General features: G+C 71.6%; 23 protein-coding genes and 1 pseudogene. 5 read left to right on the top strand and 19 right to left on the bottom strand.

From position 1 onward, the window contains the following. Positions 1-45: 45 nt before the first annotated feature. Complete coding sequence (locus tag ACZ60Q_RS14770; protein ID WP_469633386.1) at positions 46-459, bottom strand: ATP-binding protein; 414 nt, start codon at positions 457-459, stop codon at positions 46-48. Positions 460-572: 113 nt separating this feature from the next. Here ACZ60Q_RS14770 and ACZ60Q_RS14765 point away from each other — a divergent pair, with 113 nt between their 5' ends. Both ACZ60Q_RS14765 and ACZ60Q_RS14760 read left to right on the top strand, forming a co-directional pair. Next, complete coding sequence (locus ACZ60Q_RS14765) at positions 573-1,547, top strand: helix-turn-helix domain-containing protein (protein ID WP_469633383.1); 975 nt, start codon at positions 573-575, stop codon at positions 1,545-1,547. Beyond that, positions 1,508-1,618 (top strand): annotated as a pseudogene (locus ACZ60Q_RS14760) (DUF397 domain-containing protein); the annotation flags it as partial. The gene ACZ60Q_RS14765 and the pseudogene ACZ60Q_RS14760, both read left to right, overlap by 40 nt. An 88-nt stretch (positions 1,619-1,706) precedes the next feature. Here the strand turns inward: ACZ60Q_RS14760 and ACZ60Q_RS14755 are convergent. The 3 genes from ACZ60Q_RS14755 to ACZ60Q_RS14745 all read right to left on the bottom strand — a co-directional run bounded on the left by ACZ60Q_RS14755 (position 1,707) and on the right by ACZ60Q_RS14745 (position 3,991). Continuing rightward, positions 1,707-1,949, bottom strand: coding sequence for a hypothetical protein (locus ACZ60Q_RS14755; protein ID WP_469633380.1), 243 nt, complete (start codon positions 1,947-1,949; stop codon positions 1,707-1,709). A gap of 194 nt (positions 1,950-2,143) precedes the next feature. Next, positions 2,144-3,016, bottom strand: coding sequence for an AraC family transcriptional regulator (locus tag ACZ60Q_RS14750; RefSeq protein WP_469633377.1), 873 nt, complete (start codon positions 3,014-3,016; stop codon positions 2,144-2,146). Between the two features lie 93 nt (positions 3,017-3,109). Continuing rightward, on the bottom strand, positions 3,110-3,991 hold the full coding sequence (locus ACZ60Q_RS14745; RefSeq protein ID WP_469633375.1) for an NAD(P)-dependent oxidoreductase: 882 nt from the start codon (positions 3,989-3,991) through the stop codon (positions 3,110-3,112). 139 nt (positions 3,992-4,130) lie between these two features. Between ACZ60Q_RS14745 and ACZ60Q_RS14740 the strand changes: the two genes are divergently transcribed. Beyond that, positions 4,131-4,718, top strand: a complete 588-nt coding sequence (locus ACZ60Q_RS14740; protein ID WP_469633372.1) for a TetR/AcrR family transcriptional regulator — start codon at positions 4,131-4,133, stop codon at positions 4,716-4,718. Between the two features lie 175 nt (positions 4,719-4,893). On the opposite strand, the gene ACZ60Q_RS14735 is transcribed toward ACZ60Q_RS14740, so the two are convergent. The 9 genes from ACZ60Q_RS14735 to ACZ60Q_RS14695 all read right to left on the bottom strand — a co-directional run bounded on the left by ACZ60Q_RS14735 (position 4,894) and on the right by ACZ60Q_RS14695 (position 16,057). Then, entirely contained in the window at positions 4,894-5,127 is a 234-nt protein-coding gene (locus ACZ60Q_RS14735; RefSeq protein ID WP_469633369.1) for a hypothetical protein, read from the bottom strand. 99 nt (positions 5,128-5,226) lie between these two features. Continuing rightward, complete coding sequence (locus ACZ60Q_RS14730) at positions 5,227-7,062, bottom strand: APC family permease (RefSeq protein WP_469633842.1); 1,836 nt, start codon at positions 7,060-7,062, stop codon at positions 5,227-5,229. 621 nt (positions 7,063-7,683) lie between these two features. Then, positions 7,684-9,060, bottom strand: coding sequence for a hypothetical protein (locus ACZ60Q_RS14725; RefSeq protein WP_469633367.1), 1,377 nt, complete (start codon positions 9,058-9,060; stop codon positions 7,684-7,686). Positions 9,061-9,137: 77 nt separating this feature from the next. Beyond that, positions 9,138-10,745 (bottom strand): citramalate synthase, encoded by a 1,608-nt coding sequence (gene cimA, locus ACZ60Q_RS14720; protein WP_469633365.1) that lies wholly within the window; start codon positions 10,743-10,745, stop codon positions 9,138-9,140. Between the two features lie 543 nt (positions 10,746-11,288). Beyond that, the gene (locus ACZ60Q_RS14715) at positions 11,289-12,392 is read right to left on the bottom strand and encodes a branched-chain amino acid aminotransferase (RefSeq protein ID WP_469633362.1); all 1,104 of its coding nucleotides are present in this window, start codon (positions 12,390-12,392) and stop codon (positions 11,289-11,291) included. A 256-nt stretch (positions 12,393-12,648) separates the two neighbouring features. Continuing rightward, the gene (locus tag ACZ60Q_RS14710; protein WP_469633360.1) at positions 12,649-13,692 is read right to left on the bottom strand and encodes a 3-isopropylmalate dehydrogenase; all 1,044 of its coding nucleotides are present in this window, start codon (positions 13,690-13,692) and stop codon (positions 12,649-12,651) included. 108 nt (positions 13,693-13,800) lie between these two features. Then, the gene (locus ACZ60Q_RS14705; RefSeq protein WP_018960091.1) at positions 13,801-13,929 is read right to left on the bottom strand and encodes a hypothetical protein; all 129 of its coding nucleotides are present in this window, start codon (positions 13,927-13,929) and stop codon (positions 13,801-13,803) included. Positions 13,930-14,249: 320 nt separating this feature from the next. Then, positions 14,250-14,801 carry a GNAT family N-acetyltransferase gene (locus tag ACZ60Q_RS14700; protein ID WP_469633357.1) on the bottom strand — a complete coding sequence of 184 codons (552 nt, stop codon included), beginning with the start codon at positions 14,799-14,801 and terminating at the stop codon, positions 14,250-14,252. A gap of 188 nt (positions 14,802-14,989) precedes the next feature. Continuing rightward, positions 14,990-16,057 carry a S1 family peptidase gene (locus ACZ60Q_RS14695; RefSeq protein ID WP_469633354.1) on the bottom strand — a complete coding sequence of 356 codons (1,068 nt, stop codon included), beginning with the start codon at positions 16,055-16,057 and terminating at the stop codon, positions 14,990-14,992. 204 nt (positions 16,058-16,261) lie between these two features. On the opposite strand from ACZ60Q_RS14695, the gene ACZ60Q_RS14690 reads away from it, so the two are divergent. Further along, positions 16,262-16,972: a nitroreductase family protein gene (locus tag ACZ60Q_RS14690; protein ID WP_469633351.1), complete on the top strand. Its 711-nt coding sequence runs from the start codon at positions 16,262-16,264 to the stop codon at positions 16,970-16,972. A gap of 220 nt (positions 16,973-17,192) precedes the next feature. On the opposite strand, the gene pruA is transcribed toward ACZ60Q_RS14690, so the two are convergent. Further along, the gene (pruA, locus tag ACZ60Q_RS14685; RefSeq protein WP_469633348.1) at positions 17,193-18,824 is read right to left on the bottom strand and encodes an L-glutamate gamma-semialdehyde dehydrogenase; all 1,632 of its coding nucleotides are present in this window, start codon (positions 18,822-18,824) and stop codon (positions 17,193-17,195) included. Between the two features lie 52 nt (positions 18,825-18,876). After that, the gene (locus tag ACZ60Q_RS14680; protein ID WP_469633345.1) at positions 18,877-19,803 is read right to left on the bottom strand and encodes a proline dehydrogenase family protein; all 927 of its coding nucleotides are present in this window, start codon (positions 19,801-19,803) and stop codon (positions 18,877-18,879) included. Between the two features lie 191 nt (positions 19,804-19,994). On the opposite strand from ACZ60Q_RS14680, the gene ACZ60Q_RS14675 reads away from it, so the two are divergent. Then, entirely contained in the window at positions 19,995-21,143 is a 1,149-nt protein-coding gene (locus tag ACZ60Q_RS14675; protein WP_469633343.1) for a PucR family transcriptional regulator, read from the top strand. A gap of 50 nt (positions 21,144-21,193) precedes the next feature. Here the strand turns inward: ACZ60Q_RS14675 and ACZ60Q_RS14670 are convergent, their stop codons facing one another. The 4 genes from ACZ60Q_RS14670 to ACZ60Q_RS14655 all read right to left on the bottom strand — a co-directional run bounded on the left by ACZ60Q_RS14670 (position 21,194) and on the right by ACZ60Q_RS14655 (position 25,912). Beyond that, positions 21,194-21,976 carry an isoprenyl transferase gene (locus tag ACZ60Q_RS14670; RefSeq protein ID WP_469633341.1) on the bottom strand — a complete coding sequence of 261 codons (783 nt, stop codon included), beginning with the start codon at positions 21,974-21,976 and terminating at the stop codon, positions 21,194-21,196. 82 nt (positions 21,977-22,058) lie between these two features. Beyond that, on the bottom strand, positions 22,059-22,589 hold the full coding sequence (locus ACZ60Q_RS14665; RefSeq protein ID WP_469633338.1) for a hypothetical protein: 531 nt from the start codon (positions 22,587-22,589) through the stop codon (positions 22,059-22,061). Next, complete coding sequence (locus tag ACZ60Q_RS14660) at positions 22,586-23,278, bottom strand: hypothetical protein (RefSeq protein WP_469633335.1); 693 nt, start codon at positions 23,276-23,278, stop codon at positions 22,586-22,588. The genes ACZ60Q_RS14665 and ACZ60Q_RS14660 overlap by 4 nt, the downstream gene beginning before the upstream one ends. 117 nt (positions 23,279-23,395) lie before the next feature. Then, positions 23,396-25,912, bottom strand: coding sequence for a Tox-REase-5 domain-containing protein (locus ACZ60Q_RS14655; protein ID WP_469633332.1), 2,517 nt, complete (start codon positions 25,910-25,912; stop codon positions 23,396-23,398). Positions 25,913-26,020: the final 108 nt, after the last annotated feature.

The raw sequence follows: 26,020 nt of genomic DNA, 5'->3' as shown, positions 1-26,020 counted from the left end.
GCGCGACAAGGCCGAAACGACAAACATCCTTGCCGGAATGGCAAGTCAGGAGAGATCGAACTCGCACCACACGATCTTGCCGGGGTTCCGCTCCCCCACCCCCCATTTGTCCGCCAGCGCCGCCACCAGCAGCAGCCCGCGCCCACCCTCGTCGTCCGCCCCGGGCAGATCGTCCGCCGGGCGCACCTCGCCGTCGCCGCCGTCGTGCAGCTCGACGCGGAGCGCGTTCTCGATCCGCTCCAGGTAGATGTGGACCTTGAACCCGCGCCCCGGCGGGACGCCGTGCCGGAGCGCGTTGGTCGCCAGCTCGGTTACGCAGAGCAGCACATCGTCCATGCGCTTCTCGCACTCCCAATCGACCAGAGCCTTACGGGCGAACTTGCGTACGACCGGGATCGACCTGCGCTCACGGCAGTAGAAGGCGGCTCGGTAGTACGGGAGTTGAGTTGTCTCGTTCATGCTTACACGCTCACACGCTGTAACTAGGCTTCAGCAGAGCCCAGAGACGTACAAAAGCTTTTGTACGGGTTCTGACGGGTTGACAACGGGACCAGAACGGGGAGAGCCAGGTCATGCAACCGGGAAAGCAGAGCGGCATCAGGCGAGTTACTTCGTGGCAACTGGTAGGGGCGCAGTTGCGCCACTTCCGCAAACTCGCCGGGCTGACACAGGCCGCCCTCGCCGAACAGGCCGGTGTGGGCGAGGACACGATCGCCTCGATCGAGCAGGGGCGACGCGCGCTTCAGACAGACCTGGCCATTCAGCTCGATGAACTACTGCACACCAAGGGCGCCTTGCGGGTCGCGGTGGAGAAGATCCCGCGAAAGGAGCGCTATCAGGCGCTGGTGAAAGACTTTGTGCAGTACGAGCAGAACGCAGTGAGCCTGCTCTGGTACGAGTCCCAGCTCGTTCCCGGACTGCTCCAGACCGAGTCGTACGCACGCTTCATCTTCGGCTGCACCTATCCACCACTCGAAGTGGAGGAGATCGAGAAACGGGTGGCGGACCGCCTCGACCGCCAGAAGATCCTGGAGCGCAAGCCCCGGCCTCTCCTCCACTTCATCCTGGAGGAGAGCATCCTGCACACCCAGCTGGGTGACCCCGAAGTGATGCGCGAGCAGCTTCTCCACCTGCGGCGCTGCATGGACCTGCCGTTCGTGACCATTCAGATCATGCCCCGCAACACCCCTCGGCACGCCGGGCTCTCGGGGCCGCTCATCCTGCTGGAGACACCGGACCACGACGGGCTCGCCTACATCGACGGGCAGTTGCGTGGAGAGCTGTACGACGAGCCGGCCGACGTCAGCGCGCTTATGCAGAGGTATGGGATGCTGCGGTCCCAGGCGCTCACCGTCGCGGAGAGCACCCGGCTACTGGATGCACTGCTTGACGCACTGCTTGGAGAGACATGTCCCGCGCAGCACACCCCGCCCCCGGTTCCACAGCCCTCCACTGGTTCAAGTCCAGCTACAGCAACGGTGACGGCGGAGCCTGCGTCGAAGTCGCCACCCACCCCGCCGCCGTCCACATCCGCGACTCCAAAGTGACCGACGGCCCCATCCTCACCGTCGAGCCCGCCGCCTGGAGCGCCTTCGTCCACGGCAGCGCGGCCTCCTGAGCCGCACCCGTAGACGAAAAGGCCCCGCCCCGCTCCCGGCCACCAACTCGGCCGAAGGCGGGGCGGTTCCCGTCTGTGCGCGGCGGGATCAGTAGCGCACCCACAGCTCGTACACGCCCGGCTTGCCCGCGAACGGGTTGCAGATGAAGACGCGGCTCCAGAGAGCGTTGTCAGCTCCGGCGTTCCCGACCGACTGGCACTCCGCCAGGCTGGCGTGGTGACTGCGGAGATAGAAGCCGGGGCCCGTCGCGGAAGCGGTCGAGGCGGTGCCGAGCAGCATCGCACCGGCGGTCGCCACGGTCACCGCGAGAGCGGCAATACGTCTGTGCATGTCGGTAACTCCTTTTTCATTCAACACACATGACTGTGCGTCAGTGAAGGGACAGAGCCGAACCGATCAGCGCGCGCCGCCAGGAGAAAACTAGCGAGCGAAGCACGCCCGCACAATAGGTCTGGACCATTAAGGCATCGCATATGCCCCATGGCCGTAAACCTCTGTCGTGCCGCATACTTCGTTCCAGCGGCTCACGAACCGGCCGAGCGCTCCACCGGGATCCACAGCTCCGCCTCCGCCCGCTTCCCCTCCTCCGTCAGCCGCACCCGCAGGATCTCCGGGCCGGGCCGGGAGACGTACGGGTTCGACGGGAACCACTGCGTGAACACGTCCCGCCAGAGGTACTGGAGGGCCCCCGGGAACTCGCCTTCGCTCTCGAAGACCGCCCACATCCCCGCCGGTACAGCAAGGGTGTCCAGGCCCTCCGTTGGCTCCGCACCACTCACCACCCCGTGGTAGTAATCGAGTTCGGTGCCCTCCGCGCGGCTCGGGTCGAGCTGGTCGCTCACCCCGACGAGCCCGGCCGGCTCCTGATCCGAGAGGGCCGCGATGCGGTGCAGCTCCTCCCGGCCGATCCCTCGGATGAACTCCGCGATGGCTGGATTCGGCCCCTCGTGGATGAGCGGGACGCGGGCTTTCCTGCCCACCACCCGGAACGCGTTCTTCTCCACCAGCTTGTACTGCATGGCCGTACTCCCTTCGACAACGAGTCGGAAGGTCAGGCGTTGCTGGGACCGCAGAACCGCGCCGCTCCGCCGGGCCTCGCCGGGGCCGATGCCGTGCACGGCCCGGAAGGCACGGGCGAAGCCCTCCCCCGTGTCGTAGCCGTACCGCACCGCCACGTCCAGCAGCGTCCGCGCGGGGTCGCCGAGCACTTCGGCCCCCGCGACCGTCATGCGACGGCGGCGGATGTACTCCGACAGCGGTAGTCCCGCGAGCGCGGAGAACATCCGGCGGAAGTGGTACTCCGACGTCATCGCGATCCGGGCCAGCTCCGCCGCCTCGATGCGCTCACCGAGGTGTGCCTCGATGTGCTCCATCGCGTCGTTCAGCCGTTCCAGCAACTCCCTACTCCTTCCCTTGCTCGTTCACCGTAGGAAAGGTCCAGGGTGCCGGACCCGACCGTCCGTGCCCGGATCGGTCGGGCCGGCGAACGGCTACTTCGCGGGCTGCGCCATCAGCTCCACCAGGGACGAGGAGCTGTCCGTGCCGTGTCCCGCCTCCACGCCCCGCCGGAACAGGTCGGCGACGGCGGACGGGAGTGCCGTATCGACGCCCGCCTCGGCATGGGTGTCCACGACGTGCTCGACGCTTGCCAGCCCCATGGCCAGGCGGTCGACGTCACCCAGGTGCACTCCGGCGTCGATGCGCTCGGCGTAGAAGGCGAAGGTCTCCGAGAGGGAGTCCGCCGTTCCGGCGGCGCTCGGCAGGATGTCGGCCGCCGTCAGGCCGTTGGCGCGGGCGAGGGCGATCGCCTGCCAGAAGCCGGACAACGAGGTCCAGAACATGACCATGCCGATCTGGTAGTGAAGCGCGGCGAGCCCCGGGTCCTCGCCCTGGTGGTCGACCCGGCCCGTCAGCGCTTCGAGCACCGGCCGGTGCAGGTCGAACGCCTCGCGCGGCCCGCTGTAGAAGGCGTACGACTCGGGCTGCCCGATCCCCGTGGGCGACGAGTTGACGCCACCGGTGAGCTGTACGGCACCATGCCCGGCCGCCCAGCGGGCTCCGGCGCGGGCCTCCTCGGGCGTGGCGGAGGTGAGATTGAGCAGGGCCCGGCCGGGCAGGGCCGGTGCGGCGGGCTCCAGTACGGCGCGGACCGCCGCGTAGTCCGTGAGGCTGAGGATGACCACCTCGTTCGCCGCGACGGCGTCGGCGGGGCTCGCCGCGAGGACCGCCCCTCGTGCCACCAGGTCGTCCGCGCGGGAAGGGGTGCGATTCCAGAGGGTGACCGCGTATCCGCGGTCGAGTAGAGCCGCGGCCATGGCCCGGCCCATCGGGCCCAGTCCCATGACGGTGACCGAGTGCTGCGCGCTGCTCATGGTTCTGCCTCCAACAGGTCGGCCGGGACGGGGAGTCAGACCTCGCCCCGACTAAAACGATCGCTCTATCCAGAGCATGCCGAGAAGCTAGCACAGCTCTAGAACGAACGCTCTACTCAGTGGCCGCTACAGTGACGGCATGCAGACCAGCACCCGGGACCGGATCGTCGTGGCGACCGCGCGCCTTCTCCAGCGGCAGGGTTACGTCGGCACGGGGATCAAGCAGATCGCCATGGAGTCGCAAGCGACGCTCGGCTCGATCTACCACTTCTTCCCGGGTGGCAAGGAGGCCGTCGCGGTCGCCGCGATCCGCCACGGCGAGCAGGAGTTCGCGGCACTCCTGAAGGGAGCGCTGGACAGCGAGCCGGACCCGGCGAGCGCGGTGGTTTCCTGCACCCGTCAGCTGGCGGCCGGGCTCAGGGAGTCGGGCTGGGTCGACGGCTGCCCGGTGACGGCGGCGGCCCTGGAGACGCTCGGTACCGACTCCGACATCCAGCGGGCGTGCGCCGACGCGCTGAACGGCTGGCAGCGGCTCGTCCGCGACAAGTTGCTGGGCTGCGGATTCCCAGCACAGGACGCCCGGGAGCTGGCGACCACCGTCATCAGCGCCATGGAAGGCGCCGAGGTCACCGCCCAGGTCAACCGGAGCGAGGAACCCCTCCTGGCGGCGGGCCGCCAACTGGCCCGCCTCATCAGGTCGTACGGGATCGATGCGCCTCGCCCCTGATACGCGACCGGAGGCCGGGGTCCCCCGACCGCCCGGCAACGCACCGAAGCCCTGGTGCCCGCGCATGTGCCGACGTCACGGCGGGGCAGCAGACTTTCTGGCCTGACCGGTCCGGGGGCCCGGGAACGGGGACAGGGGCGGCCGAGAGGCCGCCCCTGTCCGTTTACCTGCCGGTTCAGCTGAGCTTGGCGCCTTCCACGGTGCTGGTGACCGTGCCGGCGGTGGAGGTGGTGGCCCCCGCCGCGCCGTCGACCAGCTTGCCGAGCTCGCCGACGTTGTCCAGCGCTCCCAGCGAGACGGGCGGTTCGGCGGCGTGGGCGGTGTCCCCGCCGCCCGGAGGCGGGGAGATGGCGGCGATGATCGCTCCGGTGGCAAGGGTGAGGGCGGCGAGAACGCTTCGCTTCTTCATGCCGGGTTCAACGGCCCGGACCCCGCAAAGGGCACGCACCTATCGACGATCACCGCCACCGGTAGCACCCCGGTCCCCTCGGACGTGTAAGGGCACCGTTCAGACGTGGAAGGGCACCGTCGCGATGACGATCTTGGGGAGCGGGCGCAGGGCGCGACGCAGGCGGGACGCTGTGCGGCTGTGGAGGAGTTGGTGGCGGCGGTGCCGGGTGACGATCTCCGGCAACAGCACCGTGAGCGTGAGGTCGGGACGGCGTCGGTGCAGGGTCTCGATGTAGTGCGCGAGCGGGGCCACGGTCGCCCGGTAGGGGGAGACGACGATCTCCAGGGGCAGGTGGTCGCCCCACAACCGCCAGTAGGAGCGCACACGTTCGGCCTCCTGGTCGGTGAGACTGATGTGCAGGGCGAGCACGGGCGTGCGGAGCGAGGCGGCGTAGGCGAGGGCGCGCATCCCGGCGAGGTCGAGGGTGGCGAGGGCGACCACGGTCAGGTGGCGGATCTCCACCGGCAGTTCCTCGTCCTCCCCGCTCCTCTCGGCCGGTCTCGTGGGCCCGCGCGGCACGTGGGGCGTGTCCGGGCCCAGGGTGGTGTGCGCGGGCAGTTCCAGCGCGTGCGGGCTCAGCCGCAGGGCTGCGCGGACCTCGGCGTAGTGGTGGTGGATGCGCAGGGTGAGCAGGAGGAACAGTCCGACGGCGACGATCGCGACCCAGGCGCCGGAGGTGAACTTGCTGATCCCCGCGGTGATGAACACCACGGCCGACAGGATCCCGCCCAGTGCGTTGAAGAGCAGGCTCTTGCGCCAGTGCGGTCCGCGCAGTCGCCGCCAGTGCGCCACCATGCCGGCCTGGGAGAGGGTGAAGGCGAGGAAGACCCCGACCGCGTACAGCGGGATCAGGGCCGCGGTCTCGCCGCTGAACGCGACGTAGACCAGGGCGGCGGCCACGGACAGCAGGATGATCCCGTTGCTGTAGGCCAGCCGGTCGCCCAGCCGCAGGAAGGTCTTGGGCGCGTAGTCGTCACGGGCCAGGAGGGACAGGACGCGGGGGAAGTCGTTGTACGCGGTGTTCGCGGCGAGCAGGAGAACGGCGGCGGTGGCCGCCTGGACGAAGACGTAGAGCCACCCGGAGCCGAAGCTGAGGTGGGCGAGTTGGGAGAGCACCGTCTCCTGACCGCCGGGCACCACTCCGGTCAGGTGCGTCAGGACCACGATGCCGACGAACATGGCGATCAGCAGGCCCACCATCCAGGTGAGCGTGGTGCGGGCCTGGCGCCACTCGACCCGGCGGAAGACCGGTACCGCGTTGGAGATCGCCTCGATGCCCGTCATCGCCGTCGCCCCGGAGGAGAACGCCCGCATGATCAGGTACAGCCCGGCGCCCTCGGTCACGGTGATCACCGGCGTGGGGCGCGGCTCGAAGCCCCTCTGCGCGGACTGGACGACGCCCCAGATGATGAGGGCGAACATGGCTGCGATGAAGGCGTAGGTGGGTGCGGCGAACAGGGCCCCGGCCTGGCGGACGCCGCGCAGGTTCACGGCGAGCAACAGGACGATCACCCCGACGCCGATCGGCACGGTCGCCGGGGTCAGCGCGGGGATGGCCGAGGCGATGGCCGCCACCCCGGAGGCGATCGACACCGCGACGGTCAGGACGTAGTCGGTCATCAGCCCCGCCGCCGCCACGAGACCGGGCACCCGGCCGAGGTTGTCGCCGGCCACGATGTACGAACCGCCGCCGTGCGGATAGGCGCGGATGGTCTGGCGGTAGGACAGCCCGACCGCCAGCACGAGGAACACGATGGCGGCGGAGATCGGGAAGGCGTAGTCCAGCCCCGCCGTCCCCGCGAGGACCAGGACGGCGAGCATCGCCTCGGGCCCGTAGGCGACCGAGGAGAGGGCGTCGGCGGAGAGCACCGGCAGGGCCACGATCTTGCGCATCCGCTCGGACACCAGGGCCGAGCTTCGCAGCGGCGCTCCCAGCAGGCTCTTGCGCGCCCATGTAGCGGCGCGGGCGGAGAGGCGGTCCTCCTGGTCGGTCCGCTCCCGCGCCGGGGGCGCCCCCGGCGCGGAGGCCCCCGGTGGCGATTCCCTCAGCGGGGAGAGGGGCACGAAGCGGCCGGCACGCGCGGGCCTGAGGTGTTCCGCCGGGGGGAACACTCCGAGGTCGGGATCGACCGGCAGGGCGCGGCGCCAGGCTTCGCCGGGTGCCGAGACACGTCCCCAGGCGCGGCCCAGCCGGCGCAGCACGCGCAACTGTTCGGCGTCCAGCCCCGCCAGTCGCGCGGCCGGTCCCGGCGGGCCCGCCGACTCCGCCGAATCCGCCGACTCCGCACTCCGGTCCTGCTTCGTATCTCCCACGCGGCGCAGTGTGTCCGATCGGGGCGGCGGGACGGGGGTGCCATGCCGGTGCGGCCTTCCCCGAACGCGCCGGTGCCGCACGGAGCGCGGGCCGAGGCGCCGGGCCCGCCGCCCCGGCTCAGCTCCGCGGCGCCGGTCCCGTACCGGCGGCCCGCCCCGGTCCGGGGTCGGCTCGGGGCCGCGCAGGGGCTCCGCCCGGCCTCAGAACCCGCCGCCGTCGAAGCCGCCGCCCCCGAGACCGCCGCCGTCGCCGAAGCCGTCTCCGCCGAAGCCCGAGGTGTCGAAGTCGGAGCCGGAGAAGTCGCCGCCGCCCGAGTCGCCGCCCGCGCCGCCGCCGAAGTCACCGCCGCCGTACTCGGAGGCGTACGCCGGGGTCGCGAGCATCGAGCCGAGCATGGTGCCGACCAGGAGGCCGGGGAGCAGGCCGCCGCCGAAGTAGCCGCCGGCCCAGGGGCCGTACGCCGGGCCCGCTTCCCAGTACGGGCGGCGGTTGCCGTCGCCGACGTCGACCGTACGGCTCATGGGGTCCTCGCCCCGGCCGAGCCGGACCTCGTCCGCGCCGCAGACCGGGACCTCCCGGGCCGCGCCGCCGGACGGGGTCCAGAGCACGTCGGCGACCGCGGGGCCGTGGCGCGGGTCGAAGAAGCACGGCGGACGGCGGGCCGGGATCTCCGCGCCGGTACGGCGGGCCTCAAGGACCGCGAGGGAGTAGCGGCCGTCCTCCAGGGACGCGGTGACTTCGCGGACGTCCGAGGGATGTCCGGCCTTGTCCATCTTCGTCTTGGCGCTCTCGTAGGAGTCCAGGGCCCGTTCGTAGTCGGCGCGCATGGTGTCGTCCGCGCCCGGTTCGGCCGGGTGGAAGTCCAGGCGTTCCAGGGTTTCGCCGTACGCGGTGATGTCCTCGTCGACGACGACCCGGAGCTTGTCGAGCGCGGCGCGCTCCTCTTCCTCCTTACGGCGCTTGTTGCGGCGGGAGATCGTGTACGCGCCCGCGCCGCCCGCCGCGATCAGCGCGCCGAGCGTGATCAGGCCGCCGACCGGTGCTCCGGCCCCGTCCGCCGCACCTGTGCCGGACCAGGAGGCGGGGGCGGAGCCCCGGGCCTGTTCGACGGCGCGGTCGACGAAGGCGTTGAGCTGGGCGTTCGTGTCCCGGGCGACGGCGGGGTTCTCGACGGACGCGGTGAGGTTGTCGACGGCACGGGTGGGCATGACCTGCGGGTCCGCGCCCGCGTCGAAGCCGTCGCCGAGACGTATGGCGTAGACGCCGGTGATGCCGGTGTCGCTGCGCAGGGTCTGGAGGAGGCCCTTCTCGGGGAAGGCCGGGGTGTCGGGGAGTACGGCCACGAACACCGGTCTACCGGCGTTCGTGATCTTGTTCTCCAGGGCCTTCTCGTCAGCGACGGAGAGCTGATCGCGAGCGCCCGGGTCCACATGGACCGGGTCCTCGCGCAGGGCCTGGGCGACGTCCTGGATGGTCGCGGCGGGCGCGGCCGACGCGGGGGAGGTCAGGGCGAGAGCCGCCGCTGCGAAGATGAGCAGCAGGCCCGCCAGAAGCGCGGGAAGAAGCCGTTTCCTCATACTTCACGCTACTCCGGACGGGCGACGAACGCCGTCGCCCGTCCGGAGCAGCGCATTTCCTACGCCGTGCGGTCGGGCTACTCCGTGGGCTCGACGCCCGCGCGCAGCAGTCCGTAGGTGTACGCGTCCTCCAGTGCCTGCCAGGAGGCGGCGATGACGTTCTCGGCGACCCCCACGGTGGCCCAGTCGCCGGTGCCGTCGCCCGTGGTGATGAGCACGCGGGTGGTGGACTCGGTGCCCGTGCGGCCCTCCAGGATGCGGACCTTGTAGTCGACCAGCTCCAACTTGGCGAGCTGCGGGTAGATCCGCTCCAGGGCGACGCGCAGAGCCCGGTCCAGCGCGTTGACCGGGCCGTTGCCCTCGGCGGTGGCGACGATCCGCTCGCCCTTGGCCCAGAGCTTCACGGTCGCCTCGTTGGCGTGGGTGCCGTCGGGGCGGTCCTCGACGATCGCCCGCCAGGACTCGGTGCGGAAGTAGCGCCGGGCGCGGCCCTCGACCTCGCCGCGCAGCAGCAGTTCGAAGGAGGCGTCGGCGGCCTCGTAGGTGTAGCCCCGGAGTTCGCGCTCCTTGACCCGCTCCACGACCCGGCCGACCAGGGCGCGGTCGTCGCCGAGGTCGACGCCGAGTTCCTTGCCCTTCAGCTCGATGGAGGCGCGGCCCGCCATGTCGGAGACCAGCATCCGCATGGTGTTGCCGACCAGCTCGGGGTCGATGTGCTGGTAGAGGTCGGGGTCGATCTTGATCGCGGAGGCGTGCAGCCCGGCCTTGTGGGCGAAGGCCGAGACGCCCACGTACGGCTGGTGGGTGGAGGGGGTGAGGTTGACGACCTCGGCGATGGCGTGCGAGATGCGGGTCATCTCGGCGAGCGCCCCCTCGGGCAGCACCTTCATGCCGTACTTGAGTTCCAGGGCGGCGACGACCGGGAAGAGGTTGGCGTTGCCGACCCGCTCGCCGTAGCCGTTGGCCGTGCACTGGACGTGGGTGGCTCCGGCGTCCACGGCGGCCAGGGTGTTGGCGACGGCGCAGCCGGTGTCGTCCTGGGCGTGGATGCCGAGCCGAGCGCCGGTGTCGGCGACGACCGTGGAGACGACGGCCTGGACCTGGGCGGGGAGCATGCCTCCGTTGGTGTCGCAGAGGATGACGACCTCGGCGCCCGCCTCGTGCGCGGTGCGGACGACGGACTTGGCGTACTCGGCGTTGTCGCGGTAGCCGTCGAAGAAGTGCTCGCAGTCCACGAAGACCCGGCGGCCCTGCTCGCGGAGGTGGGAGACGGTGTCGCGGACCATCTCCAGGTTCTCCTCCAGGGTGGTGCGCAGGGCCAGCTCCACATGGCGGTCGTGTGCTTTGGCCACCAGCGTGATGACCGGGGCACCGGATGTCAGGAGCGCCTTCACCTGAGGGTCCTCGGCGGCGCTGCCGCCGGCCCTGCGGGTCGCGCCGAACGCCACGAGCTGGGCGTTCTCGAACGTGATCTCCTGCTGGGCGCGGGCGAAGAACTCCGTGTCGCGCGGGTTGGCCCCCGGCCAGCCGCCCTCGATGTACCCCACTCCGAAGGTGTCCAGATGACGGGCGATGGTCAGCTTGTCGGCGACCGTCAGGTTGATGCCCTCACGCTGAGCACCGTCGCGCAGTGTGGTGTCGAAGACATGGAAACTGTCGTCGGTGGCGTTGGCCTTGGTGGTCATGCTGATCTGACTCCTGTCGGATGAGTGGATCCGGATGATCGGCTTCCACTTGCCCCCATCATCCCGCGCGCTTCGCCCCGGCCCGGGTGCGGGCCGGAAAACGAAAAAACCCCTCGCGGGTGCGAGAGGTCTGCGCGCGGGTCTGGGGCACGATGGCCGCGCCGTACATGGTGGTACGGGGCGGTCACTGCGGACCGGCGCGCCTGCTGCCAATAATCATGACGAACGAGGACACGGCAGAAGTCTCGCACAGTGACGTCTCCGTGACGCCTGCGTCTCAGGATGCGGTCGTGACGCTGGTCGCATCGTTCGGTGAGCGCCGCGTGTCAGCGCCTCGTCCAGGAACTCCGCCGCCCGTACGAGCACCTGTTCGCGGCCCACCCCCCGGGATCCCGACCGTCACATGGATGCATGGGGTCCGGGCACAAGGAGGATTCTCCCGGCCGGTTGGATCGGTGCTCCATTCGCCGGGCACGGAAAGGGCCGCACCGGCCGAGGTGGCCCGGTGCGGCCCGATCCATGAAACGGGTCCCCTGGCCGCCCCTAGCCGAGCGGGTGCATCCAGCCGTGGGTGTCCTCGACGACACCGCGCTGGATGTCCAGGAGTCGCTCCCGGAGCTTCATGGTGACCTCGCCGGGCTCGCCGTCGCTCTGGGTCCACTCGCCGCCCTCGGACTTCACCAGGCCGACGGGGGTGATGACGGCGGCCGTGCCGCAGGCGAAGACCTCGACGAGGGTGCCCTTCGCGGTGTCCTCGCGCCACTGGTCGATGGAGATCCGGCCCTCCTCGGAGCCGTAACCGAGGTCGCGGGCGACCTTGAGGAGGGAGTCGCGGGTGACGCCGGCGAGCAGCGAGCCCGTGAGGGACGGGGTGACGATCTTCCTCGAGCCGTCCTCCTGGGCGTAGACGAAGTAGAGGTTCATGCCGCCGAGCTCCTCGACCCACTTGTGCTCGACCGCGTCGAGGTAGGCGACCTGGGCGCAGCCGTGTGCGGCGGCCTCGGCCTGGGCGAGGAGGGAGGCGGCGTAGTTGCCGCCGGTCTTGGCGTCGCCCACGCCGCCGGGGACGGCGCGGACGCGGTTCTCCGAGAGCCAGATGGAGACCGGCTTCACACCGCCGGGGAAGTAGGCGCCGGCGGGCGAGGCGATGACCAGGAAGAGGTACTCGTTGGCCGGCTTCACGCCGAGGCCGACCTCGGTGGCGATCATGAAGGGGCGCAGGTAGAGGGACTCCTCGCCGCCGTGGGCCGGGACCCACGCGCTGTCCTGCCGCACCAGCGCGTCGCACGCCTCGATGAACGTCTCGACGGGCAGCTCGGGCATGGCCAGGCGCGCGGCCGAGCGCTGGAAGCGGCGGGCGTTGGCGTCGGGACGGAAGGAGGCGACCGTGCCGTCGGGCCGACGGTAGGCCTTGAGCCCCTCGAAGATCTCCTGCGCGTAGTGCAGGGTCATGTTGGCCGGGTCCAGCGACAGCGGGCCGTAGGGGACCAGCTGGGCGTCGTGCCAGCCCCGGCCCTCGGCCCAGCGGATGGTCACCATGTGGTCGGTGAAGTGCCGGCCGAATCCGGGGTTGACCAGGATCGCCTCGCGCTCCGCGTCGGACAGCGGGTTCGAGGAGGGCTTGAGCTCGATCGTGGGCGTCGTCATGAGTGCGTGTCCTTCACCGGTCTTGTGTGTGATGGACCGCGCTCACGCCCGTTTCTGCCCGACGCTTTTCGGTCAGGTCCTAGGACGTCCGAGCTTTACCGCGAGCCACGGCCCCGCGTCCGATTATCACTCGCGGGGGGCCGTGCACGAAATGGCGTGAATGCGGTCCAGGGGTCGATGGTGGCACCCGGGGGCCGCACAGGTGAAGCCGCCGGGTGCTTTCGCTGACCCGGCGGCTTCGATGGGAGTCGTCGGGTCAGCTCGCTACGCGTACCGCGAGGGCGTCGCCGATCTCGTCGGTCGTACGCGTGGCTGATCCGTCGCGCTCCGCGAGGTCGGCGGAGACGGCGTCCTCGATGCGCGCGGCCTCGGTCTCGTGGCCGAGGTGGCGCAGCAGGAGGGCGACGGAGAGAACGGTGGCGGTCGGGTCGGCCTTGCCCTGCCCCGCGATGTCGGGGGCCGAGCCGTGGACCGGCTCGAACATCGACGGGAACGCGCCTGTCGGGTTGATGTTGCCGGAGGCGGCCAGGCCGATGCCGCCGGAGACGGCGGCGGCGAGGTCGGTGAGGATGTCGCCGAAGAGGTTGTCGGTGACGATGACGTCGAAGCGTTCCGGCTGGGTGACGAAGAAGATCGTCGCGGCGTCGACGTGCAGATAGTCGGTGCTGACCTGCGGATACTCGGCGGCGACTCGGTCGAAAGTGTTCTTCCACAGATGACCGGCGTAGACGAGGACGTTGTTCTTGTGGACCAGCGTCAGCTTCTTGCGCGGGCGGGCCGCCGCACGCTCGAAGGCGTCCCGGACCACGCGCTCGACGCCGTACGCCGTGTTGAGGCTGACCTCGGTGGCGACCTCGGCGGGGGTGCCGGTGCGCAGCGAGCCGCCGTTGCCGGTGTACGGGCCCTCGGTGCCCTCGCGCACGACGACGAAGTCGATGTCGGGGCGGCCGGCGAGCGGGGTCGCGGTGTTGGGGAAGAGCTTGGAGGGCCGCAGGTTGATGAAGTGGTCGAAGGCGAAACGCAGCTTCAGCAGCAGCCCGCGCTCCAGGACGCCGGACGGCACGGACGGGTCGCCGATCGCGCCGAGGAGGATGGCGTCGTGATTCCTGAGGGCTTCCAGCTCCGCGTCCGGGAGGGTGTCGCCGGTACGGTGCCAGCGCTGGGCGCCGAGGTCGTACTCCTTGGTCTCCAGCTTCACATCCTGCGGAAGGACAGCGTTGAGGACCTTGAGGCCCTGGGCCACGACTTCCTGGCCGATTCCGTCACCGGGGATCACTGCGAGATCGATGCTGCGAGACATACCGGAAGCCTAACGGTGCGTCCCATCCCATGACATCCGGCGTCCACGATGCGGACGGCGCACACGGGCGTCCGGGGGCGGGGTGGAGTTGCGTACTACGCGGGCGGCTCAGTGGCCGGTCGAGCCGCCGTTGTCCCGGCGGTCGAGGGCGCGCTGGAGAGCGGCGGCGGCGTTCTTGCGGTCCGACTCGGACGGACGAGGAGCGTGACGGACACGACGGGCGGTGGTGGTGGCCATGGTGGATCGACTCCTTGAGATCGCATGGATGCCGGGGGCGGGCCGCACACCGTGGTGCGGCGCCGAGGCCGGGCCGGGATCGGATTCCGAGGCGCCGGAAGGAGCGGGGAGCGTACGCCGCAGGGGTTTCCTGCTTCGGGGCGTGCGCCCGCGACCGCCACAGTCGCTCGATCGAGCGATTCGTTCGGCTCCTACCAAGTTAGGACAGTCGGGCCGTCCTGTCTCCACAGTTACTCGGACTTCCTACTATCTGAGACGGGTCATCGGATCGGACCAGGTCACAGCGGTGGAAGGAGTCCGTCCCCGAAGGGCCCGCCGGTTCACAGCAGGTCGCCCTCGCGCCAGTCGAACCGGAGCGGGTGGTCGGTCGCGGGCAGAGTGCCTCCGGCCGCGGGGCGGACGTAGGTGGTGCCCTCCTCCTCGGGCAGCGGGACGGGGCCGGCCGGGCCGAGGGCGGCGAGCCGACCGGGCCACACCTGCCAGCCGCGTGCCGTGTAGAGCGCCGCGCCGGCGTCGGAGGCGGACAGGGCCCCGAAGTCGTAGGCCGTGTCGAGGACGCGCTCCAGCGCGGCCATCACCCGGTGGCCGTGGCCTTCGCGGCGGTGGCCGGCCCGGACGGCGACGGCCTCGACGTATCCGGCGCGGTAGGAACGGTCCGCGTGCAGGACCCGGCGCTGGACGATGCTGCCGTGGGCGATCAGGAGGCCGTCCGCGCCGTGTACCAGGGCGTGGACACCGCCGAGAGAGTGCTCCCAGTCCTCGTCGGCGAAGTCGCCGTCGAAGGCGGTGTCGAGCAGACAGCGGATACGGCCCCGCTCGGCGGTGGTGAGCTCTGAGGTGTGGGCGACGCGCAGTGTGGGAGACCGGTCCATGGCCTCAGCCTGCCAGCCGCCCCGCCCCGCCCGACACCGATATATCGACGCCGCGCACAGGCCCGCCCGGACCGGGGGTGCGCGGGGTCCGGGCGGGCGGGATCGAGCAGTGCCGGTGCGATGGCCGGTGCGATGGCCGTGGCCGGTGCGATGGCCGTGGCGGTGGCCGTGGCGGTGGCGGTGGCGGCTCAGTACACCGTCACGCCGTACGCGGAGAGCGCCTCGGTGACCGGCTGATGGATGGCCGAGCCCGCGGTGCCCGAGCAGCCGGAGCTGCCGGAGTGGATGCCGAGCGCGACGGATCCGGCGAAGTGCGCGCCGCCGCTGTCGCCGCCGGCCGAGCAGGCGGTGGTGCGGACCATGTTGTAGACGGGCCCGTCGCCGTAGTTGACGGTGACGTTGACGGCGGTGACCGTGCCGGAGGTCACCTTCGTGGTGGATCCGCTCTTCTTGATCGCCTGGCCGACGACGGCGTTGGCGGCGGAGCCGATCTCCTGGGTGGAGCCGTTGTAGAGGTCCACGGTCCCGGCGGGCGACGAGCCGTCCGTGTAGCGGACGATGCCGTAGTCGTTGGTCGGGAAGCTGGTGCCCTCCCGGACACCGACGACCGGACCGCCGGAGACGGCCGACCAGTTGGCGGAGATGTTGGTGCAGTGCCCGGCGGTCACGAAGTAGCGGGCCCCGCCCTTGGTGACGTTGAAGGCCGCCGAACAGCGGCTGCCACCGCCGTAGATCGCTCCGCCGCCCAGCACCTCGCGGTGGAAGACGCCCGGTACGCGCTTGATGTCGACCGCGCCGCCGAGCCGTTCGGCGACGGCTTCGAGACGGGCCATGTCCCGTGCGGAGACGGAGGAGTCGGCCTCGACGGCGACCTGGTTGGTGCGCGGGTCGACGCCCCAGGAGGTGCCGGTGATCTTGACCTCGGCCTCCAGCACCTCCATCGCGGCGTCGAGCCGGGCGGCGCTGCGGGCCACCCGGCGGACGGTGGCCCCGGCGGCGCGAACCTGCTCCTCGGCCCGGTCCGTGGTGACGGTGACGACCAGGTTCCCGGTCTTCGCGTCGAGGTAGGTTCCGGCGGTGGCGGCGCCGAGCCGCCGTTCGACGGTGGCGTCGAGCGCGTACGTGGACGGGGCGGGGATCGCCGAGGGGGCGGCGGCCGGGGCGTCGGCGGCGGTGGAGGGGGCGGCCCCGAGGCCGAGGACGCCGGCGACGAGCAGCAGGGAAACACCGAGGCGCGCGCGGGAGTTGCGTCTCATGGGGGAGCTCCTTCTGGGGGTGACGTGTGGGGACGTACCGAGAAGAAATTTGACATGCTCATTACCCAATCCACAAGACCGCGTGCCCGGGGCCCCGGAGGGCGGACAGACGGTCCCGGTCAGCGGACACTGACCGGGACCGCATCCCCCGCCTGTCCGAAGCCCCGCTTCCCCCGGGCCTCCCCCACCGCGCACACTGCGGCCATGTCCGACACCACGCCCACGCACCGGCAGTGGTCGCCCACCCATGGCGACCCGTACCGTCCCGCGCCCTACCGCCCCGACCGGATCGCCGCCGAGGCGTCCCTGGCACACGCCGCCCGGCTGCGGCTACGGATGGACGAACGCAGGACCGTCCGCTCCTTCTCCCCCGATCCGGTCCCCGAGCAGGTCCTGCGCGACGCCGTCGCCTGCGCGGCCACCGCCCCCTCCGGCGCCCATCAACAGCCGTGGACCTTCGTCCTGGTCAAGGACCCCGGGATCCGCCGCCGGATCCGGGAGGCAGCCGAGCACGAGGAGAAGGTGAGCTACGACGGGCGGCTCGGCGAGGAGTGGCTCGCCGCGCTGCGCCCGCTGGGCACCGACGCGGTGAAGGCCCACATGACGGACGCGCCCGCCCTGATCGTGGTGTTCCAGCAGCGCTACTGGCTGGGCGAGGACGGCACGAAGCGCAAGCACTACTACGTGGACGAGTCGGTCGGGATCGCGGTGGGCATGCTCCTCACCGCCCTGCACCTGTCCGGTCTCGCCGCGCTGATCCACACGCCGAGCCCGATGCGCTTCCTCGGCGAGGTCCTGAACCGGCCCGAGAACGAGAAGGCCTTCGCCGTGATCCCCGTCGGCTATCCCGCCGACGACTGCGAGGTCCCCGACCTGGTGCGCAAGTCGCTGGACCAGGTGTTCGTGGAGGTCTGAGACGCCGCCGCACGGAAGGGGTCACCCCCAGGCAGCGCCGCACGAAAGGGGTCGCCCCCGGGCGCCACCGCACGAAAGAGGTCACCCCCGGGCAGCGCCCGTACCCATGGAAACCGCCCCCCGGCCGGCAGGGGGGCCGGTCGGGGGGCGGTGCTCAGGGGGGCCTCCGTCACGGAGGCCCCGGGTCCGGGGCGTCGTGCTGCGACGCCCCGGGAGGGCGTCAGCCCTGGTGGGGGTAGGTGTAGTCGGTCGGCGGGACCAGCGTCTCCTTGATGGCCCGGGTCAGGGTCCAGCGCTGGAGGTTCTGCGGGGCGCCCGCCTTGTCGCAGGTGCCGGAGGCGCGGCCGCCGCCGAAGGGCTGCTGGCCGACGACGGCGCCGGTCGACTTGTCGTTGATGTAGAAGTTGCCCGCGGCGTAGCGGAGCTTGTCCATCGTGTACGCGGCGGCCGCGCGGTCGCCCGAGATGACCGAGCCGGTCAGCGCGTAGTCGGAGACCGACTCCATCTGCTCCAGCATGGCGTCGTAGTTCTCGTCCTCGTACACGTGGATCGCGAGGATCGGGCCGAAGTACTCGGTCGTGAAGACCTCGCTCCCGGCGTCGGAGCACTCGATGACGGTCGGGCGGACGAAGTAGCCCACCGAGTCGTCGTAGGTGCCGCCCGCGATGATCGTGCACGCCGGGTCGGACTTCGCACGGTCGATCGCGGCCTTGTTCTTGGCGAACGAACGCTCGTCGATGACGGCCCCGATGAAGTTGCTCAGATCGGTGACGTCACCCATCGTGATCGAGTCGACCTCGGCCGCGAACTCCTCCTTGAAACCGGAGTTCCAGATGGAGGCCGGGACGTACGCCCGCGAGGACGCCGAGCACTTCTGGCCCTGGAACTCGAAGGAGCCACGGGTCAGCGCGGTCTTCAGGATGGCGCGGTCGGCGCTGGGGTGCGCGACGACGAAGTCCTTGCCGCCGGTCTCGCCGACGAGCCGCGGGTAGGTGCGGTAGTTGGCGATGTTGTTGCCGACCGTCTTCCACAGGTGCTGGAAGGTGGGGGTCGAGCCGGTGAAGTGGATGCCGGCCAGGTCGCGGTGGTTCAGGGCCACCTCGGAGACGGCGATGCCGTCGCCGGTGACCAGGTTGATGACGCCCTTGGGCAGACCGGCCTCCTCCAGGAGCTGCATCAGCAGCACGGCGGCGTGGGTCTGGGTCGGGGACGGCTTCCACACCACGACGTTGCCCATGAGGGCGGGGGCGGTGGGGAGGTTGCCCGCGATGGCCGTGAAGTTGAACGGCGTGATCGCGTAGACGAAGCCCTCCAGCGGGCGGTGGTCCATGCGGTTCCACACGCCCGGGGAGTTCGCCGGGGGCTGCTCGGCGAGGATCTGGCGCGCGTAGTGCACATTGAAGCGCCAGAAGTCGATGAGCTCGCAGGGGGTGTCGATCTCGGCCTGCTGGGCGGTCTTGGACTGGCCGAGCATGGTGGAGGCGGCCAGCGTCTCGCGCCAGGGTCCGGCCAGCAGCTCAGCGGCGCGCAGGATGATCGCCGCGCGGTCGTCGAAGGCCATCGCGCGCCAGGCCGGGGCGGCGGCGAGAGCCGCGTCGACGGCGTCCCTCGCGTCCTGCTCGGTGGCACCGGCGAAGGTGCCGATGACGGCCCGGTGGTTGTGCGGCTGTACGACGTTCACGCGCTCGCCGCCGCCCATCCGCTTCTCGCCGCCGATGGTCATCGGCAGGTCGATCGGGTTGTCGCTGAGCTCCTTGAGCTTCACCTCCAGGAGGGCGCGCTCCGGGGAGCCCGGGGCGTAGGAGTGAACCGGCTCGTTGACCGGCGCGGGGACCTGGGTGACGGCGTCCATGAGTGCCTTGTCTCCTTGGTGTCGGCGGGGTGTGGGTCAGCCCGGGGGCTGCTCAGCCCTTGGTGAGGATCGAGCGGCCGAAGAACAGCAGGTTGGCCGGCTTCTCCGCGAGGCGGCGCATGAAGTATCCGTACCAGTCGGTGCCGTACGCCGTGTAGACGCGCATCCGGTGGCCCTCGGCCGCGAGCCGGATGTGCTCGTCGCTGCGGATGCCGTACAGCATCTGGAACTCGTACTCGTCCAGTTTGCGCCCGGCCTGGCGGCCCAGCTCCTGGGCGATGGCGATAAGACGGGGATCGTGGGACCCGATCATCGGGTAGCCCTCGCCCTCCATCAGGATCCGGGTGATGCGGACGTACGCCTTGTCGATCTCGGCCTTGTCCTGGTACGCGACGGAGGCGGGCTCCTTGTAGGCGCCCTTCACGATGCGTACGCGGCTGCCCGCGGCGGCGAGCCTGCGGGCGTCGTCCTCGGTGCGGAACAGGTAGGACTGGATGACGCAGCCGGTCTCCGGGAAGTCCTTCCGCAGCTCCTCGTGGATGGCGAACATCGAGTCGAGGGTGGTGTGGTCCTCGGCGTCCAGGGTGACCGTGGTGCCGATGGCTGCCGCCGCCTCGACGACCGGGCGCACGTTGGCGAGGGCCAGCTCGTGGCCGCCCTCCAGCGCCTGGCCGAACATGGACAGCTTCACGGACATCTCGGCGCGGGTGCCCAGGCCGAGGTCCTTCAGGCGTTCGACGAGCTCCAGGTAGGCGTCGCGGGCGGCCTCGGCCTGCGCGGGGGTGGTGATGTCCTCGCCGACGACGTCGAGCGTGACCTCCAGCCCCTTGTCCGCGGCGTCCTCCACGATCGGCACGACCTCATCGACGGTCTCCCCGGCGATGAAGCGGTCGACGACCTGCTTGGTGCCGGGCGCGGCCGAGACGAACCGGCGCATCTTGTCGCTGCGCGATGCGGCGAGAATCACGGGACCCAGCACGGGGCACCTCCACGACTATACGGACGAAGGGCTGTAACGGTACGAACATGAACGGACCGGTACGGCACGGATAACCAACCTGAAATCTAGGGACCGCTCCGATCGTGTGCCATCGACACCTGTCACGCATCCGTGGCCGCCACCTCAGACATCTGTCTGAAGAAAGACGCGAAGAGGTGCAGAATGGCGGGGTGACAGGCGATTACCAGGAACTGGTCGACGAGATCTCGGCCCTCCTCGATGCCCCGGCCACCTTGGAGAACCGGGATTTCGGCCTGGTCGCCTTCGGAGCCCACGACAGCGACGACGACTCGGCGATGGACCCGGTCCGTACCCGCTCGATCCTGACCCGGCGCTCCACACCCGCCGTGCGTGCCTGGTTCGAGGGGTTCGGCATCACCCGGGCGACCGGGCCCGTCCGGATCCCCGCCGCCCCCGAGGCCGGAGTGTTCCGGGACCGCATCTGCCTTCCTGTACGCCATCGGGGCGTCGTCCTCGGTTACGTCTGGCTGCTCGACGCCGACCCCGGCCCGACCGACGATCAGCTGGCCGCCGCGATGGAGGTCGCCGCCCGGGTCGGGGCGCTGCTCTCCGACGAGGCGCGGGCGGGCGCCGACCTGTCGCGGGAGTTCGGCGCGGTGCTCACGGCGGGCCCCGGCCGGCAGCGCGACACGGCCCTCGCCGCGCTGGGCGAGGCTCTGGGGCAGGACGCGGAGGGGCTGCACACGGTGCTGTGCGTGACACCGTGGGCCGATGACACACCCTCCGTACGGGGGGTGGCCTCGGCGGCCGCCCTGGCGACGGTCGCCGCACCGGGGGCCGCCGGGCCCCAGTCGCTGGCCGCACTCGTCCGGCTGCGCGCGCCGGACCGCCTCGACCCGGCCCTGAGCGCCGCGGACCGGCTGCGCGGCGGCGCCGGCCCCGCCGCCACCGGGGGGATCGCCACGCCGCGCCGGGGCCTGGACGAGCTGACCGTCTCCTGGCGCGAGGCCACCGCGGCGGCCCGCGCGGCACGGGCCGAGACCCGCCTCGGCCCGGTCGCCCAGTGGTCGGCGATCGGCCCGTACCGCCTGCTGACCGCCCTCCCCGGCGCCGGCGATGCCCCCGGGGACCCGGCGGTCGCCCCGCTGCTGGCCCCGCCGCACCGGGAGCTGGCGCACACCGCCGAGGTGTTCCTGGACCACGCGGGCCAGGCGGGCCGGACGGCAGCCGCGCTGGACATCCACCGCCAGACGCTGTACTACCGGCTCTCCCGGATCCAGCAGATCACCGGCCTCGACCTGAACGACGGCGAGGACCGGCTGCTGCTGCACATGGCGGTGAAGCGGGCCCGGCTGTAGGGGCGCCCGGCGGGCCGGCCGGACGAGCGCCCGGCGGGCCCGGCACTTACTCACTTGCCGAAGCGGCGTTCCCGGTTCGCGTACGAGCGCAGCGCGCGCAGGAAGTCCACGTGCCGGAAGGCCGGCCAGTAGCAGTCCACCCAGTGCATCTCGGCGTAGGCGGACTGCCAGAGGAGGAAGCCGGACAGCCGCTGCTCCCCGGAGGTGCGGATGATGAAGTCGGTGTGGTCGGAGACGGGCGAGTAGAGATGCCGGGAGATGTCGTCGATCCCGAAGCGGGCGACCAGTTCGGCCGGGTCACCGCCGGCCGCGATGTGCTCCTCGAAGGCGCTCTTCACGGCGTCGACGATCTCGCGCCGGCCGCCGTAGCCGACCGCCACGTCCACCTTGAGGCCGCCGCGCCCGGTCGTGGCGGCGGTGGCCTCCTTGAACACCCGGGCGCTGGCGCCGGGCAGCATGTCGAGCGAGCCGATCGTCCGGACCTCCCAGTCGCGGCCCTCGGCGGTGATGTCCCGGACGGTCTCCTCGATGACCTCGATCAGCGGGCCGAGTTCCTCGGCGGGGCGGCCCAGATTGTCGTCGGAGAGCATGAAGAGGGTGACGTGCTCGATCCCGGCGGCCGTGCACCAGCCCAGGAACGTGGTCACCTTGGCACCGCCCGCCCGGTAGCCCTCCCGGACGTCCGTGTGCCCGGCCTTCCGGGCCCAGCGCCGGTTGCCGTCGACCATGATCCCGACGTGCCGGGGGCGCGGCAGGCCCACCAGGGTGGTGGCGAGGCGGCGCTCGTACACCGCTTCGATCGGCCGTCGGAGGAACAGGGGGAGCAGCTTCATGGGCCCACTCCATCACAGGGCCGCGGATGCCGGAGGACCCGGCCCGCGGTCCCGGACGCCTCCGGCGTGTTCCGGCCGGTCCTCACAACGGGCTTTCCCCGCCCTCCGGTTCGGTGACCGGACGGTCGCTGACCACGGCGGCCAGCACCAGCGGCGCGTCGCCGTCGCTGTGGCCCACGGTCAGGGCGATCCACCGGCCACCGGGGGCGACCGGGCCCCAGACCACCAGGTCTCCGTACAGATCCTCGGCGAACAGCGCCTCGAACAGCGGCTCCACGGGCTCTCCGCCCTGCCACCGCATCAACGGTCCGTGCAGCGGGACCGCCCGGTGCGGGCCCCAGCACTCGTCCAACACCCGCTTCAGCGAAGCCAGATGGCCCCCGGCGGCCTCCTCGGCGTCGTTCCGCTCGGGGGCGTAGACGCCGGTGAGCGGGTCGCCCTCCCACAGCGGCACGATACGGAAGCCCTCCCCCGTGGTGACCGTCCATTCGCCGGTGGCGGGGTCACCCTCGGCGGCGGTGGGGCCGGTGACCGGCACGGGGGCGGCGAGGAGCTCGGCCACCTCGGCCGCCGCACGCTCGGCGTCGAAGTCCTCGCCCGCCCGGCAGGTCACAGAACCGCCCGGTCCATCGGGCGGGGCAGCGGAGCCAACGCCCCCGCCGCACGCAGCCGGCGGTACGCCCGCACCACCCCAGCGCTGTCGCCCGGCGCCGCGATACTCAGCAACTCCCCACCCCCGGGCAGGGGTTCGCGGACCGTCTCCAGATCGTCGGGGACGAGGGCGGCGCGGGCCGGGGAGAGATAGCCGGTCCGGCCGACGACCGGGTCGCCGACGGAGTACCCGGCGTCGTCCTCCAGCGCGTCCAGCACGTCGTCGTCGCTCACGTCGCCGAAGTCCGGCTCCCACACCCGGGCGACGAGGGACAGGAGCGCCCCCTCGGGGACCACGGCCTCGTCCGGGGCGTGCAGGATGATCGTGAGCGACTGGAGCAGGAACTCCGGTGCTCCCCCGGCCAGTCCGCTGACCTCGGCCTCCCAGCCGGGCGCCCCGGTGCCGATGAGCCGCAGCCCGGTGCCGGTGAGGTCCGACCAGTCGGCCGCGCTCCGGGCGGTGCGCAGCACATCGGGCAGGGCTTCGGCGGTGAGGGCGGTGGCGGGTCCGTCCCCGTGGACCTGGCTCCAGGCTTCGGCCGCCTGCGGGACCAGCTCGGCGAGCCCGTCGAGGGTCCGCCGCCAGCGGTCGGCCAACGCCTCGACCGGCTCCGGCCGGGGACCCCAGAAGCCCCGCACTACACGTCGCATGCTCGTCTCTCCTCCGTCGGCCTGCCTGCTGCTCCCCCGGCCGGACGGCGGCCGGGGTCACCCCGCGTTGCAGGCTACTCGGCCGGGGCCGCGCGCCCGGGCAAGGCCTGGCACGCTCTACTCGTCGAAGGCTCCCGGTTTCCTGGTGCTGTCGTTGGGTTTCGTCGGGCTGTGAACCACCTTGACCGGCAGCCCTTCGTCCCGGAAGGCCTTGCGGGCGGCCTTGGCCACCTCCGGATCGGAGAAGTGCCACTCCACACTCCGGCCGCCGGACGCCTCCACCTGGGCGCGGGCCTCGGTGACGAACCTGTCCTTGCCCGACGGGGTGAGGGTGCCGCTGTCGGACTTGGACAGATAGCTTCCGTAGCCGTTCTTGGCCTCCAGGAACGTCTGACGGGAGGAGTCCCAGCCGTCGTACTCCACCGCCGGCTTGCCCTCCCGGGGATGCGGCACGACGTACTCCTGGCCCCGGTTGGTACCGGTCACCTGCTCCTGGTAGCGCAGCCAGGACTCGTTCTTCCAGTTGGGCGCGGGGTTACGGTCCCGGCTCGCCCAGTAGCCGTCGCCCGCGTCGGCGTCGCCGAGGTCACGGTCCTTGAGGTCATCGGCCCAGGACGGCGGGTTGTAGTTGCGCGGGTCGGAGGTGTCGTCGCGCCGCGCCTCGGGGTACTTCTTCTTGTCCGCCTCCGCCTTGCGCGCCCGCTCCGGCTCCTCCAGCCGCTTCTGCTCCAGGTGCGCCGCCCGCTCCGCCGCCCGCGCCTGGGCGGCGGCGGCCTTGGCCGCCTCGTCGCACCCGTCGTTCGCGAGGACGATCCGGTCCGGGGAGCCCCCCGCCAGCACTCCGGTGCCCGAGCCCGGAACACCGGTGGCCCCGCCCCCGCCGTACCACGCGCGCGGCGGGCCCGAGGCTATGACGCAGCCGGTCCGGCGCGCCGCGTCCTCGGCGGTGTCCGCCGCGTCGTCGGCCTCCTTCGCCGCCTTCCGTACGCCGTCGAGGTCGCCGGCCTCGGCCGCCTTGCGGGCGCGGCGTGCCGCCGCCCCCGCGTCGTCGGCGGCACGGGCCACGGCTCCGGCGGCCTTGCCCAGCACCCCGAGCTTGCCCACCTTGCCGACGACCTTCCCGACGTTGTAGCCGGGGATGAAGATCGAGCCGATGTTCCAGATCACATCGGTGACCGCGCGGGTCTTCTCGCCGTTGTTCCAGCGCTCGCGGACCTCGTCCCCGACGAAGACGTCGTCGCCGACCGTGACCACGGTGCCGACGGAGGCCTTGCCCCAGTCCCACACCGCGCCCAGGTAGTCGCCGTCCGCCCACTTGTCGCCCGCGCCCTCGGAGTCCTGGGCCCACTGGTCGCCGAGCTGCTTGCCGTAGTCGGCCAGGCCCGACCAGGTCTCCGGCTTGAACAGGTCGACGATCCCGGTGATGTCGCCCCAGATCCCGTCGACGACAAGGCCCTTGACGACCTGTGTCGTACGGTCCCAGGCGCAGCCGAAGAAGCCCCAGCCGCCGCAGTCCTCCCGCGCCTCGGCCTGCTCGCCGCCGCCCCCGTCCCCGCCCTCACCGTCGTCGGACGCCTGTACGTCGTGGGCGGCCTCGGGCTCCTCGCTGTCCTCGGGGAAGGTGTCCTCGCCGGTGCCGGGCCGCCCGTCGTCGTCGGGGCCTCCCGTGCCGCCGCCGGTGGTGGTCGAACCTTCGAATCCACCTGAGCCCTCGGGGCCGCCCGAGCCCTCCGTACCTCCGGTGGAGCCCGAGCCTTCGGAGCCCGAGCCTTCGGTGGAGCCGGTGCTTCCCGTACCGCCGGTGCCGCCCGTACCGCCGGTGGCGTCGCCGCCGATGGCCCCGTCCGTGGACCCTCCGGTGACGCCTCCCGTGGTCGTCGAGCCGCCGTCCGCGCTCCCCGGCGTACCGCCGTCGGCCCCTCCGTCCGTACCCCCGTCCGCTCCCCCGTCCGTCCCGCCGTCCGGGCCCTCGCCCGCCTCGACGGAGCCGCCCGGCGAGACCGGGCAGGAGCTGCCGGTCAGCGAGCAGATCGCGGACTGGAGGCCCTCGGTGATCCGGCCGCCGAGGCCGCCCACGGTCAGGGCCCCGATCAGCGCGACGACGATCAGGACCAGGCCCAGGTACTCCAGGGCGGTCTGCCCCCGGTCCCGCTTCCAGGTGATCATGTGGGGGAGCGAGAACTTCGGCGGCTGCCCGCGTTCGGCTACCGGCAGCCGGAACCACGCCCGGCTGCCTTCACGGTTGATCAGGGCGAGGATCAGGATCGGCAGGACCAGCTGGGTGGCCCCGTCCGGCGACCCGTCCCCGAGGTTGGCGAGGCCGCCGAGGACCAGCCACCCCTGGACGGCGACGATGCCCCACCGCACACGCGTGGAACCGGTCCTGACCTGCCGGGCCAGCAGCGCAGCGAGCACCCCTGGCGCGGAGGCGTACAGCAGGATGCCGAGCACCTCGGCGCCCATCGCGTCCGCGGCGAGGGCCGAGCCGGACAGTCCGATCGCCCCCAGCACCGTCGCCCCGAACAGCACGAGGAGCAACACGCGGACCAAGACGAGCGGGCGCGGGAGTTCACGCCGCGGGGCGACGGCCGGAGCCGGGCCTCCCGCTACGGGTATGCCACCGACAGCAGACATACGTGATCCGACCCCCGGCACCCATGAGTGACATGACAACCGGTCACCCTAGGGTCGGGGGCCCGCTCGCGTCGTGGGCCCCAGGACCCAACCCCGGGCCCACCCTGG

The sequence above is a fragment of the Streptomyces sp. NPDC104313 genome (assembly GCF_055583985.1).
This window is presented reverse-complemented; position numbering and strand designations above follow the sequence as displayed.

Bases quoted from the DNA above. Each gene is read 5' to 3' on its own strand.
- ACZ60Q_RS14695 (WP_469633354.1), bottom strand. From the start codon at position 16,057: ATGAGACGCAACTCCCGCGCGCGCCTCGGTGTTTCCCTGCTGCTCGTC.
- ACZ60Q_RS14755 (WP_469633380.1), bottom strand. From the start codon at position 1,949: ATGCACAGACGTATTGCCGCTCTCGCGGTGACCGTGGCGACCGCCGGT.
- ACZ60Q_RS14740 (WP_469633372.1), top strand. From the start codon at position 4,131: ATGCAGACCAGCACCCGGGACCGGATCGTCGTGGCGACCGCGCGCCTT.
- cimA (WP_469633365.1), bottom strand. From the start codon at position 10,745: ATGACCACCAAGGCCAACGCCACCGACGACAGTTTCCATGTCTTCGAC.
- ACZ60Q_RS14715 (WP_469633362.1), bottom strand. From the start codon at position 12,392: ATGACGACGCCCACGATCGAGCTCAAGCCCTCCTCGAACCCGCTGTCC.
- ACZ60Q_RS14730 (WP_469633842.1), bottom strand. From the start codon at position 7,062: ATGCGCAAGATCGTGGCCCTGCCGGTGCTCTCCGCCGACGCCCTCTCC.
- ACZ60Q_RS14710 (WP_469633360.1), bottom strand. From the start codon at position 13,692: ATGTCTCGCAGCATCGATCTCGCAGTGATCCCCGGTGACGGAATCGGC.
- ACZ60Q_RS14735 (WP_469633369.1), bottom strand. From the start codon at position 5,127: ATGAAGAAGCGAAGCGTTCTCGCCGCCCTCACCCTTGCCACCGGAGCG.
- ACZ60Q_RS14660 (WP_469633335.1), bottom strand. From the start codon at position 23,278: ATGCGACGTGTAGTGCGGGGCTTCTGGGGTCCCCGGCCGGAGCCGGTC.
- ACZ60Q_RS14690 (WP_469633351.1), top strand. From the start codon at position 16,262: ATGTCCGACACCACGCCCACGCACCGGCAGTGGTCGCCCACCCATGGC.
- ACZ60Q_RS14705 (WP_018960091.1), bottom strand. From the start codon at position 13,929: ATGGCCACCACCACCGCCCGTCGTGTCCGTCACGCTCCTCGTCCGTCC.
- ACZ60Q_RS14765 (WP_469633383.1), top strand. From the start codon at position 573: ATGCAACCGGGAAAGCAGAGCGGCATCAGGCGAGTTACTTCGTGGCAA.
- ACZ60Q_RS14670 (WP_469633341.1), bottom strand. From the start codon at position 21,976: ATGAAGCTGCTCCCCCTGTTCCTCCGACGGCCGATCGAAGCGGTGTAC.
- ACZ60Q_RS14745 (WP_469633375.1), bottom strand. From the start codon at position 3,991: ATGAGCAGCGCGCAGCACTCGGTCACCGTCATGGGACTGGGCCCGATG.
- ACZ60Q_RS14655 (WP_469633332.1), bottom strand. From the start codon at position 25,912: ATGTCTGCTGTCGGTGGCATACCCGTAGCGGGAGGCCCGGCTCCGGCC.
- ACZ60Q_RS14725 (WP_469633367.1), bottom strand. From the start codon at position 9,060: ATGAGGAAACGGCTTCTTCCCGCGCTTCTGGCGGGCCTGCTGCTCATC.
- ACZ60Q_RS14770 (WP_469633386.1), bottom strand. From the start codon at position 459: ATGAACGAGACAACTCAACTCCCGTACTACCGAGCCGCCTTCTACTGC.
- ACZ60Q_RS14700 (WP_469633357.1), bottom strand. From the start codon at position 14,801: ATGGACCGGTCTCCCACACTGCGCGTCGCCCACACCTCAGAGCTCACC.
- pruA (WP_469633348.1), bottom strand. From the start codon at position 18,824: ATGGACGCCGTCACCCAGGTCCCCGCGCCGGTCAACGAGCCGGTTCAC.